At 60.4% G+C, this 12,625-nt stretch carries 15 protein-coding genes; 10 read left to right on the top strand and 5 right to left on the bottom strand.

The genetic code is table 11. The annotated features are described in order from the left end of the window. Window positions 1–72: 72 nt before the first annotated feature. Complete coding sequence (locus N5D53_RS11670; protein ID WP_010952432.1) at window positions 73–510, bottom strand: DUF1043 family protein; 438 nt, start codon at window positions 508–510, stop codon at window positions 73–75. Window positions 511–645: 135 nt separating this feature from the next. Here N5D53_RS11670 and N5D53_RS11665 point away from each other — a divergent pair, with 135 nt between their 5' ends. The 3 genes from N5D53_RS11665 (at window position 646) to zapE (ending at window position 3,963) form a co-directional block, all read left to right on the top strand. Next, window positions 646–1,281 (top strand): alpha/beta fold hydrolase, encoded by a 636-nt coding sequence (locus tag N5D53_RS11665; protein ID WP_279840334.1) that lies wholly within the window; start codon window positions 646–648, stop codon window positions 1,279–1,281. Window positions 1,282–1,306: 25 nt separating this feature from the next. Beyond that, on the top strand, window positions 1,307–2,656 hold the full coding sequence (locus tag N5D53_RS11660; protein ID WP_279840333.1) for a tryptophan--tRNA ligase: 1,350 nt from the start codon (window positions 1,307–1,309) through the stop codon (window positions 2,654–2,656). A gap of 212 nt (window positions 2,657–2,868) precedes the next feature. Next, window positions 2,869–3,963, top strand: coding sequence for a cell division protein ZapE (zapE, locus tag N5D53_RS11655; RefSeq protein ID WP_279840331.1), 1,095 nt, complete (start codon window positions 2,869–2,871; stop codon window positions 3,961–3,963). Between the two features lie 106 nt (window positions 3,964–4,069). On the opposite strand, the gene N5D53_RS11650 is transcribed toward zapE, so the two are convergent. Further along, complete coding sequence (locus tag N5D53_RS11650) at window positions 4,070–4,990, bottom strand: GlxA family transcriptional regulator (protein WP_172402841.1); 921 nt, start codon at window positions 4,988–4,990, stop codon at window positions 4,070–4,072. 190 nt (window positions 4,991–5,180) lie between these two features. Next, window positions 5,181–6,221 carry an NADP(H)-dependent aldo-keto reductase gene (locus N5D53_RS11645; RefSeq protein WP_279840330.1) on the bottom strand — a complete coding sequence of 347 codons (1,041 nt, stop codon included), beginning with the start codon at window positions 6,219–6,221 and terminating at the stop codon, window positions 5,181–5,183. 258 nt (window positions 6,222–6,479) lie between these two features. Here N5D53_RS11645 and rplM point away from each other — a divergent pair, with 258 nt between their 5' ends. The 7 genes from rplM (at window position 6,480) to N5D53_RS11610 (ending at window position 11,343) form a co-directional block, all read left to right on the top strand. Then, the gene (gene rplM, locus N5D53_RS11640; RefSeq protein ID WP_003251819.1) at window positions 6,480–6,908 is read left to right on the top strand and encodes a 50S ribosomal protein L13; all 429 of its coding nucleotides are present in this window, start codon (window positions 6,480–6,482) and stop codon (window positions 6,906–6,908) included. A 14-nt stretch (window positions 6,909–6,922) separates the two neighbouring features. Further along, the gene (rpsI, locus tag N5D53_RS11635) at window positions 6,923–7,315 is read left to right on the top strand and encodes a 30S ribosomal protein S9 (protein WP_003251821.1); all 393 of its coding nucleotides are present in this window, start codon (window positions 6,923–6,925) and stop codon (window positions 7,313–7,315) included. Window positions 7,316–7,577: 262 nt separating this feature from the next. Then, the gene (gene petA, locus N5D53_RS11630; RefSeq protein WP_003251823.1) at window positions 7,578–8,171 is read left to right on the top strand and encodes a ubiquinol-cytochrome c reductase iron-sulfur subunit; all 594 of its coding nucleotides are present in this window, start codon (window positions 7,578–7,580) and stop codon (window positions 8,169–8,171) included. Then, window positions 8,171–9,382, top strand: a complete 1,212-nt coding sequence (locus N5D53_RS11625) for a cytochrome bc complex cytochrome b subunit (RefSeq protein WP_010952438.1) — start codon at window positions 8,171–8,173, stop codon at window positions 9,380–9,382. Before petA ends, N5D53_RS11625 begins: the two co-directional genes overlap by 1 nt. Next, entirely contained in the window at window positions 9,382–10,161 is a 780-nt protein-coding gene (locus tag N5D53_RS11620; RefSeq protein ID WP_010952439.1) for a cytochrome c1, read from the top strand. The genes N5D53_RS11625 and N5D53_RS11620 overlap by 1 nt, the downstream gene beginning before the upstream one ends. A 116-nt stretch (window positions 10,162–10,277) precedes the next feature. Beyond that, window positions 10,278–10,901, top strand: coding sequence for a glutathione S-transferase N-terminal domain-containing protein (locus tag N5D53_RS11615; RefSeq protein ID WP_190870002.1), 624 nt, complete (start codon window positions 10,278–10,280; stop codon window positions 10,899–10,901). A gap of 10 nt (window positions 10,902–10,911) precedes the next feature. Next, window positions 10,912–11,343, top strand: coding sequence for a ClpXP protease specificity-enhancing factor (locus N5D53_RS11610; protein ID WP_003251830.1), 432 nt, complete (start codon window positions 10,912–10,914; stop codon window positions 11,341–11,343). Between the two features lie 61 nt (window positions 11,344–11,404). Here the strand turns inward: N5D53_RS11610 and N5D53_RS11605 are convergent, their stop codons facing one another. Beyond that, window positions 11,405–11,983, bottom strand: a complete 579-nt coding sequence (locus N5D53_RS11605) for a BON domain-containing protein (protein WP_019439045.1) — start codon at window positions 11,981–11,983, stop codon at window positions 11,405–11,407. Beyond that, window positions 11,980–12,573, bottom strand: a complete 594-nt coding sequence (locus N5D53_RS11600; protein ID WP_012053657.1) for a phosphoheptose isomerase — start codon at window positions 12,571–12,573, stop codon at window positions 11,980–11,982. The genes N5D53_RS11605 and N5D53_RS11600 overlap by 4 nt, the downstream gene beginning before the upstream one ends. Between the last annotated feature and the right edge of the window lie 52 nt (window positions 12,574–12,625).

Here is a 12,625-nt window from a genome sequence, read left to right as displayed (position 1 = left end):
GCGTGCCCGCGAAGGGGCCAGTGAATCCAGCCCACAAAAAAGGCCTCTTGCGAGGCCTTTGTCACATTCAGATCAACGCTTGAGCCCGTAGCTCTCATCCAGCATGCCCGGCGAGTTAGGCGCTTTCGGCGCATAGTCGCGCGGCACTTCGGCGGTGTCTTTAGGTGGGGTCAGGCGGTCACGCGGGCCTTGCGGTGCATCGGAGTGCAGCGCAGCCAGCAGGCGTTGGCGGGTGACGTCATCGAGGGCCAGGCTGTTGGCGCCTTCAGCCAGGTGATCCTGTACGTCCTGATAGCTCTGGGTCAGTTTCTTGACCAGCATGGCGGTGCTGTTGAAGTGGGTGACCACTTCGTTCTGATAGCTGTCGAAGCGCTTCTGGATGTCATCCAGTTGACGCTGGGTGTTGCTCGGGGCCGCATTGGGCAGCAGGCGGGCAACAATGAAACCGACTGCCACACCGATGACCAGGGCCAGGGTTGGCAACAACCAAACAAGGAGCGAGAGTTCCACGAGTCCTTCCTCTATAAACGGCTTTGCTTTACGTTAACGGCTCAGACCTGCGCTGTATACCGCGAGCGATCGCAAATCAGAACAGAATTTCACACCTAGACGAATCGACCCTTCCCGAGGTCACGGAGTAGTGCCTTGCTTGTCCGCGAAACCCCCTTGTTCATCGATGGCCCCAGCGGCCAGCTGGAAGCCTTGTACCTGGACGTGGCCAATGCCCGTGGCGCGGTGCTGATCTGCCACCCCAACCCGGTCCAGGGCGGCACCATGCTCAACAAGGTGGTCTCGACCCTGCAGCGCACCGCACGTGATGCCGGCTATGTGACCCTGCGTTTCAACTACCGTGGCGTCGGCCAGAGCGCCGGCAGCCACGACATGGGCGCTGGCGAAGTGGCCGATGCCGAGGCCGCAGCAGCATGGCTGCGTGCCAGGCACCCCGGGCTACCGCTGGTGCTGATGGGCTTTTCGTTCGGTGGTTTCGTTGCCACCAGCCTGGCCGGGCGCCTTGAAACTGCCGGCGTCGAGTTGCAGCACCTGTTCATGATCGCCCCGGCAGTCATGCGCCTGACCGCCGAATTTCCGCTGCCGCAGCGCTGCCCGATCACCGTGGTGCAGCCGGACGCCGACGAAGTCGTCGCGCCGCAGCTGGTTTACGAATGGTCCGACAGCCTGCCGCGTCCCCATGAGCTGCTGAAAGTGGCAGAATGCGGACACTTCTTCCATGGCAAGCTGACCGATCTGAAGGATCTGCTGCTGCCGCGCCTTTCGAACTGAGCCAAGCCTGAATAAGCGAACACCCATGACCACGCGCATTCTTACCGGTATCACCACCACCGGCACTCCGCACCTGGGCAACTACGCCGGCGCCATCCGCCCGGCGATCCGTGCCAGCCAGCAGCCCGGTGTCGACTCGTTCTACTTCCTGGCCGACTACCACGCCCTGATCAAGTGCGACGACCCGCTGCGCATCCAGCGCTCGCGCCTGGAAATCGCCGCCACCTGGCTGGCCGGTGGCCTGGACCCGGACAAGGTGACCTTCTATCGCCAGTCCGACATCCCGGAAATCCCCGAGCTGACTTGGCTGCTGACCTGCGTTTCCGCCAAAGGCCTGCTGAACCGCGCGCATGCCTACAAGGCCTCGGTGGACAAGAACGTCGAGAACGGTGAAGACCCGGACGCCGGCGTGACCATGGGCCTGTTCAGCTACCCGGTGCTGATGGCCGCCGATATCCTGATGTTCAACGCCAACAAGGTGCCGGTTGGCCGTGACCAGATCCAGCACGTGGAAATGGCCCGCGATATCGGCCAGCGCTTCAACCACCTGTTCGGCCAGGGCAAGGACTTCTTCGCCTTGCCGGAGGCTGTGATCGAGGAAAGCGTGGCGACCCTGCCGGGCCTGGACGGGCGCAAGATGTCCAAGAGCTATGACAACACCATCCCGTTGTTCACCAGCGCCAAGGACATGAAAGACGCCATCTCGCGCATCGTCACCGATTCGCGCGCGCCAGGTGAGGCGAAAGACCCGGACAACGCGCACCTGTTCACCCTGTATCAGGCCTTCTCCACGCCTGAACAATGCGCCGGTTTCCGCGAAGAGCTGCTGCAGGGCCTGGGCTGGGGCGATGCCAAGCAGCGCCTGTTCCAGCTGCTGGACGGCCAGCTGGCCGAGAAGCGCGAGTACTATCACCAGTTGATCGCCCGGCCGGCGGACCTGGAAGACATCCTGCTGGCTGGCGCCGCCAAGGCCCGCAAGATCGCCACGCCGTTCCTCGAGCAGCTGCGCGAGGCCGTTGGCCTGCGTTCATTCCGCAGCAGCGTGCAGGCCACCGCCGAAGTGAAGAAAAAAGCCACCAAGAGCGCGCGTTTTGTCAGCTTCCGTGATGAAGACGGCAGCTTCCGCTTCCGCCTGCTGGCCGCTGACGGCGAGCAACTGCTGTTGTCGCGCAGCTTCGCCGACGGCAAGAGTGCCGGCGCCGTGAGCAAGCAGCTGCAGCAAGGTGGCGAGGTTGATGTGCGCGTCGAAGGCCTGAGTTTCGGCCTGTGGCTCAATGGCGAGCAGGTCGCCGACGGGCCGCAGTTCGACAACGCTGAAGCCCGTGATGCGGCCATTCAGAGCCTGAACGAAGCCTTGGCACCACAGCAGGACTGAGGCAGCCAAACAGTGGGAGCAACTGTCTTGCTCAATTTCTGAAAGCTGGCGCTATCCGTGTGGGAGCGGGCATGCCCGCGAAACAGGCGCCGCGGTGCATGGCACCGGCTTTGCCGGTGTTCGCGGGCACGCCCGCTCCCACAGACTGATTGCCATTAAGCGGGCCTGTCGCTACAGTGACGGCCCGTTTTTTGTTGCCTCGCTAACGAATCATGACTCCCTTAGAACGCTATCAAGCAGATCTGAAACGTCCCGACTTCTTCCATGACGCGGCGCAGGAAACTGCGGTGCGTCACCTCCAGCGCCTGTACGACGACCTGGTGCACGCGCAGAACAACAAGCCGGGCGTGTTCGGCAAGCTGTTCGGCAAGAAGGAGCAGACTCCGGTCAAGGGCCTGTACTTCTGGGGTGGGGTGGGGCGAGGCAAGACCTACCTGGTTGATACCTTCTACGAAGCGCTGCCGTTCAAGCAGAAGATGCGTACGCACTTCCACCGCTTCATGAAGCGTGTGCACGAGGAGATGAAAACCCTCAAGGGCGAGAAGAACCCGCTGACCATCATTGCCAGGCGCTTCAGCGAAGAAGCCAAGGTGATCTGCTTCGACGAATTCTTCGTGTCGGACATTACCGACGCCATGATCCTCGGCACCTTGATGGAAGAGCTGTTCAAGAATGGTGTGTCGCTGGTGGCCACCTCCAACATCGTGCCGGACGGCCTGTACAAGGACGGCCTGCAGCGTGCGCGCTTCCTGCCGGCCATCGCCATGATCAAGCAGTACACCGACGTGGTGAACGTCGATAGTGGGGTCGACTACCGCCTGCGTCACCTGGAGCAGGCTGAACTGTTCCACTTCCCACTCGATGACGCGGCGCACCAGAGCATGCGCGCCAGCTTCAAGGCGCTCACCCCTGAGTGCACCCAGGCGATCGAGAACGACGTGCTGATGATCGAGAACCGCCCGATCAATGCCCTGCGTACTTGCGACGACGTCGCCTGGTTCGACTTCCGCGACCTGTGCGACGGGCCGCGCAGCCAGAACGACTACATTGAGCTGGGCAAGATCTTCCACGCCGTATTGCTGAGCAACGTGGAGCAGATGGGCATCACCACCGACGACATCGCCCGCCGCTTCATCAACATGGTGGACGAGTTCTACGATCGCAACGTCAAGCTGATCATCTCGGCCGAGGTGGAGTTGAAGGACCTGTATACCGGTGGGCGTCTGAGCTTCGAGTTCCAGCGTACCCTGAGCCGGTTGCTGGAGATGCAGTCGCACGAATTCCTGGCGCGCGCACACAAGCCCTGACGCCAGCGGCAAGCTTCAGGCGGCAAGGAAAATTCAGGGCAATGCGCGATCCGCTCTGGTTTTTCCTCGTCGCTTGAAGCTCGAAACCTGCCGCACCGGAAGCCTTTCAGGCTTCCTGCATGAACTGCTGCCGATACTGGTTCGGCGACAACTCGGTATGCTGGCGGAACAGCCGCGCAAAGAAACTGGCATCGTCATAGCCCACCTCGTAACTGATGGTCTTGATGCTCTTGCGCGTACTCGACAACAACCCCTTGGCTGTCTCGATGCGTAACCGTTGCAGGTAATGCAGCGGCTTGTCACCCGTTGCGCCCTGGAAGCGGCGCATGAAGTTGCGGATGCTCATGCCGTGGTTGCGGGCCACATCCTCGAAGCGGAACTTGTCGGCGAAGTGTTCCTCCAGCCAGTGCTGGATCTGCAGGATGATCAGGTCCTGGTGCAGCTTCTGTCCGCCAAAGCCCATGCGCCCCGGGGTGTAGTTGCGTTGCACTTCGTAGAGGATGTCGCGGGACACCGCACGGGCCACGTTGGCACCGCAGAAGCGTTCGATCAGGTAGATGTACAGGTCGCAGGCCGAGGTTGCACCGCCGGCGCAATAGATATTGTCGGCATCGGTCAGGTGCTTGTCCTGGTTCAGGCGGATCTGCGGGAAGCGTTCGGCAAAGCTGTTGAAGAAGCGCCAGTAGGTGGTCGCCTCCTTGCCATCGAGCAGGCCGGATTCGGCCAGCCAGAACACACCACTGGCCTCGGCGCACAGCACCGCGCCACGCGCGTGCTGTTCACGCAGCCACGGCAGCACCTGTGGGTAACGTTGCAGCAGGTTGTCGAAATCATCCCAGTAGGCAGGGAGGATGATCACATCAGCGTCGTCCAGGCCGCCGTCAACCGGTAACTGCACATTGCTGAAGCTGTCCACGGGCTGGCTGTCGGGGCTCACCAGGCGGATTTCGAACATGGGCTGCAAGCCCAGGCCCAGCTGCTTGCTGTAGCGCAGGCTGGCGAGGTGGAAGAAGTCCTTGGCCTGCATCAAGGTCGAAGCGAACACCTTGTCAATGGCCAGGATGCTGACGCGCCGCAGCGACGCTGAGGGTTGGGTAAACATCATTGTCATTGTTCTTATAGGGTAGAGTGGTCAATCACCGGCTGGATCGTCTTATTTTTTGGCGATTGTGTCTACCCCATGTAACAGCGGCGCGAAGCGGGGCGCAGTGTTTGGCTCAAGGCGCCGGGTTGGGCTGCTCCTGATGAATGGCTTCGATCGCTGTCAGCAGATCGGCGCTCAGGTTCAGTTCAAGGCTGGCCAGGTTGCTGTCCAGTTGCTGCAGGCTGGTGGCGCCAATGATGTTGCTGGTCACGAACGGCTGTCGGGTGACGAACGCCAGGGCCATTTGCGCCGGGTCCAGGCCGTGCTCGCGGGCCAACTGCACGTAGCGGCTACAGGCCGCCACGGTCTGTGGGTTGGAGTAACGGGCAAAGCGGCTGAACAGGGTCAGGCGTGCATTGTCTGGCCGTGCGCCGTTCTCGTACTTGCCCGAGAGCATGCCGAAGGCCAGCGGCGAATAGGCCAGCAGGCCACATTGCTCGCGTATGGCCACTTCTGCCAGGCCCACCTCGAAGCTGCGGTTGAGCAGGTTGTACGGGTTCTGGATCGATACCGCCCGTGGCCAGCCCCGGCTCTCGGCCAGCTGCAGGAATTTCATGGTGCCCCACGGCGTTTCGTTGGACAGGCCGATGTGGCGGATCTTGCCCGCACGTACCTGCTCGTCGAGCACCTGGAGGGTTTCTTCCAGTGGGGTGAAGTGATCCTGTGGCAGGTGCTGGTAGCCCAGCTTGCCGAAGAAGTTGGTGCTGCGCTCTGGCCAGTGCAACTGGTACAGGTCGATGCGGTCGGTCTGCAGGCGCTTGAGGCTATCGTCCAGCGCCGCGACGATGTGCTGACGGTTGTGCTTGAGCTGCCCGTCACGGATATGGCTGATGCCGTTGCCCGGGCCTGCCACCTTGCTGGCCAGGATCCACGCGTCGCGGTCGCCATGGTCACGGAACCAGTTGCCGATGATGCGCTCGGTGGCCGCGTAGGTCTCCGGGCGGGGAGGGACCGGGTACATCTCGGCGGTGTCGATGAAGTTGACCCCGGCAGCCTTGGCCCGGGCAATCTGTTCGTAGGCCTCGGCCTGGATGTTCTGCTCGCCCCAGGTCATGGTGCCCAGGCACAGGGCGCTGACGTTGAGGTCGGTACGGCCGAGCAGGCGGTATTCCATCGGTTATTCACTCCTTGGCGATAGAAGCCAATCAAAGCAGGTTGAAATTTTTCGCGCAATCTGGATAATTCAGCCCCTCTCCGCGTGGCGGAAGTGATGCACCATCACGCAGGAAGAACCCCGTCGAACATTGGCGTGCCCGACCCGAGCCCCCAAAAGCGTCTGTGTTCGGCTGCGCGCTTGCCCTTGGCAAGCTGTGCACTATCCAGTAAGATTCGCCGTCTATTTTTCGCTGGGCGGCCTCTGAGGCTTTAGAGAATGAAAACTTTTACTGCTAAACCGGAAACAGTAAAGCGCGAGTGGTTCGTAGTCGACGCCGCTGGCCAGACCCTGGGTCGTCTGGCTACCGAAATCGCTACCCGTCTGCGTGGCAAACACAAACCAGAATACACCCCTCACGTTGACACCGGCGACTACATCGTCGTTATCAACGCCGAGCAGGTTCGTGTGACTGGTGCCAAGTCTTCCGACAAAATGTACTACTCCCACTCCGGTTTCCCAGGCGGTATCAAGGAAATCAACTTCGAGAAGTTGATCGCCAAGGCCCCTGAGCGTGTTATCGAAACTGCGGTCAAAGGCATGCTGCCTAAGAACCCGCTGGGTCGCGACATGTACCGCAAGCTGAAAGTGTACGCGGGTGCTGCTCACCCTCACACTGCTCAGCAGCCTCAAGAACTGAAGATCTAACGGGATAGTTCATTATGTCGGCGACTCAAAATTACGGCACTGGCCGTCGCAAGACCGCAACCGCTCGCGTATTCCTGCGTCCGGGTACTGGTAACATTTCCATCAACAACCGTTCTCTGGACGTGTTCTTCGGTCGCGAAACCGCTCGCATGGTTGTTCGCCAGCCGCTCGAGCTGACTGAATCCGTTGAGAAATTCGACATCTACGTCACCGTTTCCGGTGGTGGTGTCAGCGGTCAGGCCGGTGCGATCCGTCACGGTATCACCCGCGCTCTGATGGAATACGACGAAACCCTGCGTGGCGCTCTGCGTCGTGCTGGCTACGTCACCCGCGACGCTCGTGAAGTTGAGCGTAAGAAAGTGGGTCTGCGTAAAGCGCGTAAGCGTCCTCAGTACTCCAAGCGTTAATACCGCTTCGGCAGTCGAAAAAAGCCCGGTTCCTTGGAACCGGGCTTTTTTTTTAGCCTTGAACTAACCTGTCAGCAGTCAGTGGCCGCTTGTCGCATAGACGTAGATCAAGCAAAGCGTGGGTTGTCGCCCTTGCCGGGGTAATCACCTTGTCAGTGTGTGGATTTGTTTCTTACCATGGCGGCCAATTTTTAGTGCCATTGACACAACCTAAGTACAGGCCAGGTCCAACTGGCCAAGCAAGCTGATGGGAGAGGACTGAATGAGCAATGACGGCGTCAACGCAGGCCGGCGCCGCTTCCTCGTAGCCGCGACATCCGTGGTCGGGGCGGCGGGGGCAGTGGGGGCTGCGGTACCGTTCGTGGGGTCATGGTTTCCCAGTGCCAAGGCGAAAGCCGCGGGTGCACCGGTGAAGGTCAACATCGCCAAGGTCGAGGCAGGGCAGCAGATGGTGGCCGAGTGGCGTGGCCAGCCCGTATTCATCGTGCGGCGAACGGAGGAAATCCTTGGCAATCTGAAAAAAATCACGGGTGACCTGTCCGACCCCGAGTCCAAGGCCTCGGTACAGCCAGCGTACGTCGACCCTGAGGTTCGCTCGATCAAGCCGGAAATTCTCATTCTCGTCGGCCTGTGCACGCACCTGGGCTGCTCGCCCACCTTCCGGCCAGAAGTGGCGCCCGCCGACCTTGGGCCGAAATGGGTGGGTGGTTACTTCTGCCCGTGCCACGGCTCTCACTATGACCTGGCTGGTCGTGTCTACAAGTCCCAGCCGGCGCCTCTCAACCTGCCCGTGCCACCGCACTCTTATGAGTCGGACGAGATCATCGTCATTGGCGTCGACCAGGAGAACGCATGATGAGCAAGTTCATGGACTGGATTGATGCTCGCTTCCCCGCCACCAAGATGTGGGAAGACCACCTCAGCAAGTATTACGCACCCAAGAACTTCAACTTCCTGTACTTCTTCGGCTCCCTGGCATTGCTGGTGCTGGTCAACCAGATCGTGACCGGCGTGTGGCTGACCATGAGCTTCACGCCCTCGGCGGAAGAGGCGTTCGCCTCGGTCGAGTACATCATGCGTGACGTGGAATACGGCTGGATCCTGCGCTACCTGCACTCCACGGGGGCGTCAGCGTTCTTCATCGTGGTCTACCTGCACATGTTCCGCGGCCTGCTCTATGGCTCCTACCAGAAGCCACGCGAGCTGGTCTGGCTGTTCGGCATGCTGATCTATCTGGCGCTGATGGCTGAAGCGTTCATGGGCTACTTGCTGCCATGGGGGCAGATGTCGTACTGGGGCGCCCAGGTGATCATCTCGCTGTTCGGTGCCATCCCGGTGATCGGTGATGACCTTACCCAGTGGATCCGTGGTGACTACCTGATCTCGGGCATCACCCTGAACCGCTTCTTCGCCCTGCATGTGGTTGCCCTGCCAATCGTGATTCTCGGCCTGGTGGTATTGCACATCCTCGCCTTGCACGAAGTGGGTTCGAACAACCCTGATGGCGTCGACATCAAGAAGAAAAAGGACGAAAACGGTATTCCGTTGGATGGTATTCCGTTCCACCCGTACTACACCGTCAAAGACATTGTCGGCGTGGTGGTGTTCCTGTTCGTGTTCTGCGCCGTGGTGTTCTTCTTCCCTGAAATGGGCGGTTATTTCCTGGAGAAACCTAACTTCGAGCAGGCCAACGCCTTCAAGACTCCAGAGCACATCGCGCCGGTGTGGTACTTCACACCGTTCTACGCAATCCTGCGTGCGGTGCCTGACAAACTGATGGGCGTCATTGCCATGGGAGCGGCCATCGCCGTGCTGTTCGTACTGCCTTGGCTCGACCGCAGTCCGGTGCGTTCCATGCGTTACAAGGGCTGGATCAGCAAGGTCTTCCTGCTGGTGTTCTGCGTGTCCTTCGTCATCCTCGGCGTGCTGGGCGTACTGGCACCGACACCTGGGCGTACTTTGCTGTCGCAGGTATGCACGGTGCTGTACTTCGCCTACTTCCTGCTGATGCCGTTCTACACAAGGCTCGAGAAGACCAAACCGGTTCCGGAAAGGGTGACTGGCTGATGAAAAAGTTGATTGCAGTATTTTTGCTGGCAGTGATGCCCGCCTTTTCCTTCGCTGCCGAACATGGCCTGGAGCTGGACAAGGTCGATATCGACCTGACTGACAAGGCCGCCATGCAGGACGGCGCGCGTACCTTCGCCAACTATTGCATGGGTTGCCACAGTGCCAAGTTCCAGCGCTACGAGCGGGTGGCTGACGACCTGGGTATCCCGCATGAACTGATGCTCGAGAAGCTGGTGTTCACAGGTGCCAAGATCGGTGACCACATGCAGATCGGCATGAAGCCCAGCGACGCCAAGACCTGGTTCGGTGCTGCGCCGCCCGACCTGACACTGGTCGCCCGCGTGCGCGGTACCGATTGGCTTTACACCTACCTGCGCAGTTTCTATGAGGACCCATCCCGCCCTTATGGGGTGAACAACAAGGTATTCCCGAACGTCGGCATGCCTAACGTGCTGGTGGGTCTGCAAGGTAACCAGGTGGTGGGTTGCAAGCAGGTGCAGACGGTGGTCGATGGCAAGAAGCAATTCGACCCGTTGACCGGCAGCCCGTTGACCCATGAAGCTTGCGATCAGCTGACCATTACGCCGAATTCCGGTACCCTGACGGCCGAGCAGTTCGACGAGAAGGTCAAGAACCTTGTGACCTTCCTGGCCTATTCGGCCAACCCAGTCAAACTGGAAAGCCAGCGCATCGGCACCTATGTGTTGCTGTATCTGGCTTTCTTCTTCGTATTCGCCTACTTGCTCAAGCGTGAATACTGGAAGGACGTGCACTGATCACGCAGTAGTTTCTGGTTGTTGAACGCGCCCGGGGTGGCCTAGCAGTATTGCCAGGCCACCCCGGGCGCGTTTTCATTTAAAGTTGCACAAGCATCCGTGCGAGGAGCCGCTACATGGGCGCAACCAACAGGTTAGCCTGCTATTCCGATCCCGCTGATCACTATTCTCATCGGGTGCGCCTGGTTCTGGCCGAGAAGGGCGTCAGCGTGCAGTTGATCGATGTCGATCCCGCCCGCCTGCCGCCGAAGCTGGCCGAGGTCAACCCTTATGGCAGTGTGCCGACCTTGGTCGATCGTGACCTGGCGTTGTATGAATCGACCGTGGTGATGGAATACCTCGAGGAGCGTTACCCGCACCCGCCGCTGATGCCGGTATACCCGGTAGCGCGTGGCAGCAGCCGTCTGCTGATGCACCGCATCCAGCGCGACTGGTGTGCCTTGGCCGATACCGTGCTTGACCCGCGTAGCAGTGAAGCTGCCCGAACCGAAGCGCGCAAGGCCTTGCGCGAAAGCCTGACCGGGGTCTCGCCGTTGTTCAGCGAGTTCGCCTGCTTCATGAGTGATGAGCAAAGCCTGGTCGATTGCTGTCTATTGCCCATACTCTGGCGTTTGCCGGTGTTGGGTATCGAATTGCCGCGGCAAGCCAAGCCGCTGCTGGATTACATGGAGCGCCAGTTCGCCCGCGAGCCTTTCCAGGCGAGCCTGTCCTCCGTAGAACGTGAAATGCGCAAGCTTTAAGGAGCCGTTGATGAACTCCAGTCGCCCCTATCTGGTTCGAGCACTGTACGAGTGGATCGTCGACAACGATTGCACGCCCCATATGCTGGTCAATGCCGAATTCCCGAAAGTTCAGGTGCCGGATGGTTTCGCCAGTGATGGCCAGATCGTCTTGAATATCTCGCCAAGTGCCGTGCGTAGCCTGCACATGGACAATGATGCAGTCAGCTTCGAGGGCCGCTTCAGTGGCGTGGCTCACTCGCTGTTCGTGCCGGTTGGTGCAATCCTGGGTATCTACGCCCGCGAAAATGGCCAGGGTATGGTCTTCGAGCTGGAGCCGTCTTCGATGGATGGCGACGAGCTGGAAGACGATGATGTGCAGCCGGATGACGATGGCCCGCCAGACGATGGAGGGCAGCCGCCGCGTCCGACTGGCCGGCCAAGCCTGAAAGTGGTCAAGTAACAAAAAAAGGCGATCCGGATGGATCGCCTTTTTTGTTTGGCCTGTCCAGGCAATCACTGAGTCAATCGATGTACTCGAACAGCTTGACGATCTTCTGCACGCCCGACACGCCCTGCACCACGGCAGTGGCCGAGTTGGCTTCTTGACGGGTGACCAGGCCCAGCAGGTAGACGATGCCGTTTTCGGTAATCACCTTGATGCGCGAGCTGGGCACGGCGCTGTCGGTCAGCATCTGGGTCTTGATCTTGGTGGTCAGCCAGGCGTCGTTGTTGCGCGCCAGAATGGAGGAGGGCTGCATCACTTGCAGCTCGTTGTGTACTTTCTTGACCCGCTGGACCTGGCTGGCGGTTTGCTCCGCGAGGCTCTTGAGGTCGGCGCGCGGGGTCTGCCCGGCCAGCAGGACGATGCCGTTGTAGCTGCTGACAACGATGTGCGAGCCCTTGTCCAGGTCTGGGTTGGCTTTGGAAATGTTCACGGCGGCCTTGGTCTCGATCAGCGAGTCGTCGATCTTGCTGCCGATGGTGCGCGTGCCGCGATCGTCCTCGATCGGCGAATTGCGGGTAGAGGTGAGTACCGAGCTGCAACCAGTGACGCTCAGGCACAGGGTCAGGGCCATCAGGCCGAGGCGCATAGGGGTCATTCTTCACTCCCGAACAGTTGGCTGTCGATCAGATCGCACAGGCAGTGGATCGCCAGCAGGTGGACTTCCTGGATACGCGCGGTAACTGTCGAAGGCACGCGGATTTCCACGTCCTCGGGCAGCAGCAGCGAAGCCATGCCGCCGCCGTCGCGACCCGTCAATGCTACGACAATCATTTCACGGTCATGTGCGGCCTGGATGGCCTGGATCACGTTGGCCGAATTGCCGCTGGTAGAGATCGCCAGCAGAACGTCACCGGGCTGGCCCAGGGCGCGGATCTGCTTGGAAAAGACTTCGTTGTAGCTGTAGTCGTTGGCGATCGAGGTCAGGGTCGAGCTGTCGGTGGTCAGCGCGATAGCTGGCAGGCTGGGGCGCTCGCGCTCGAAGCGGTTGAGCAGCTCCGATGAAAAGTGCTGGGCATCGCCGGCCGAGCCGCCGTTGCCGCAGGCGAGCATCTTGCCCTCGTTGAGCAGCGCATTGACCATGACCAGGCTGGCCTGCTCGATGTGCGGTGCCAGGATGTCCATTGCCTGTTGCTTGGTTTCGATGCTGGCCTCGAACAGCCGGCGAATTCGGGATTGCATGTCCATCTGGTGACCTTAAATGGGGCGGTGGCCTTTGCTACGCGCAACAACGACCAGC

It is taken from the genome of Pseudomonas sp. GD03862, from assembly GCF_029840855.1.
Taxonomy (GTDB): Bacteria; Pseudomonadota; Gammaproteobacteria; order Pseudomonadales; family Pseudomonadaceae; genus Aquipseudomonas; species Aquipseudomonas alloputida.
This window is presented reverse-complemented; position numbering and strand designations above follow the sequence as displayed.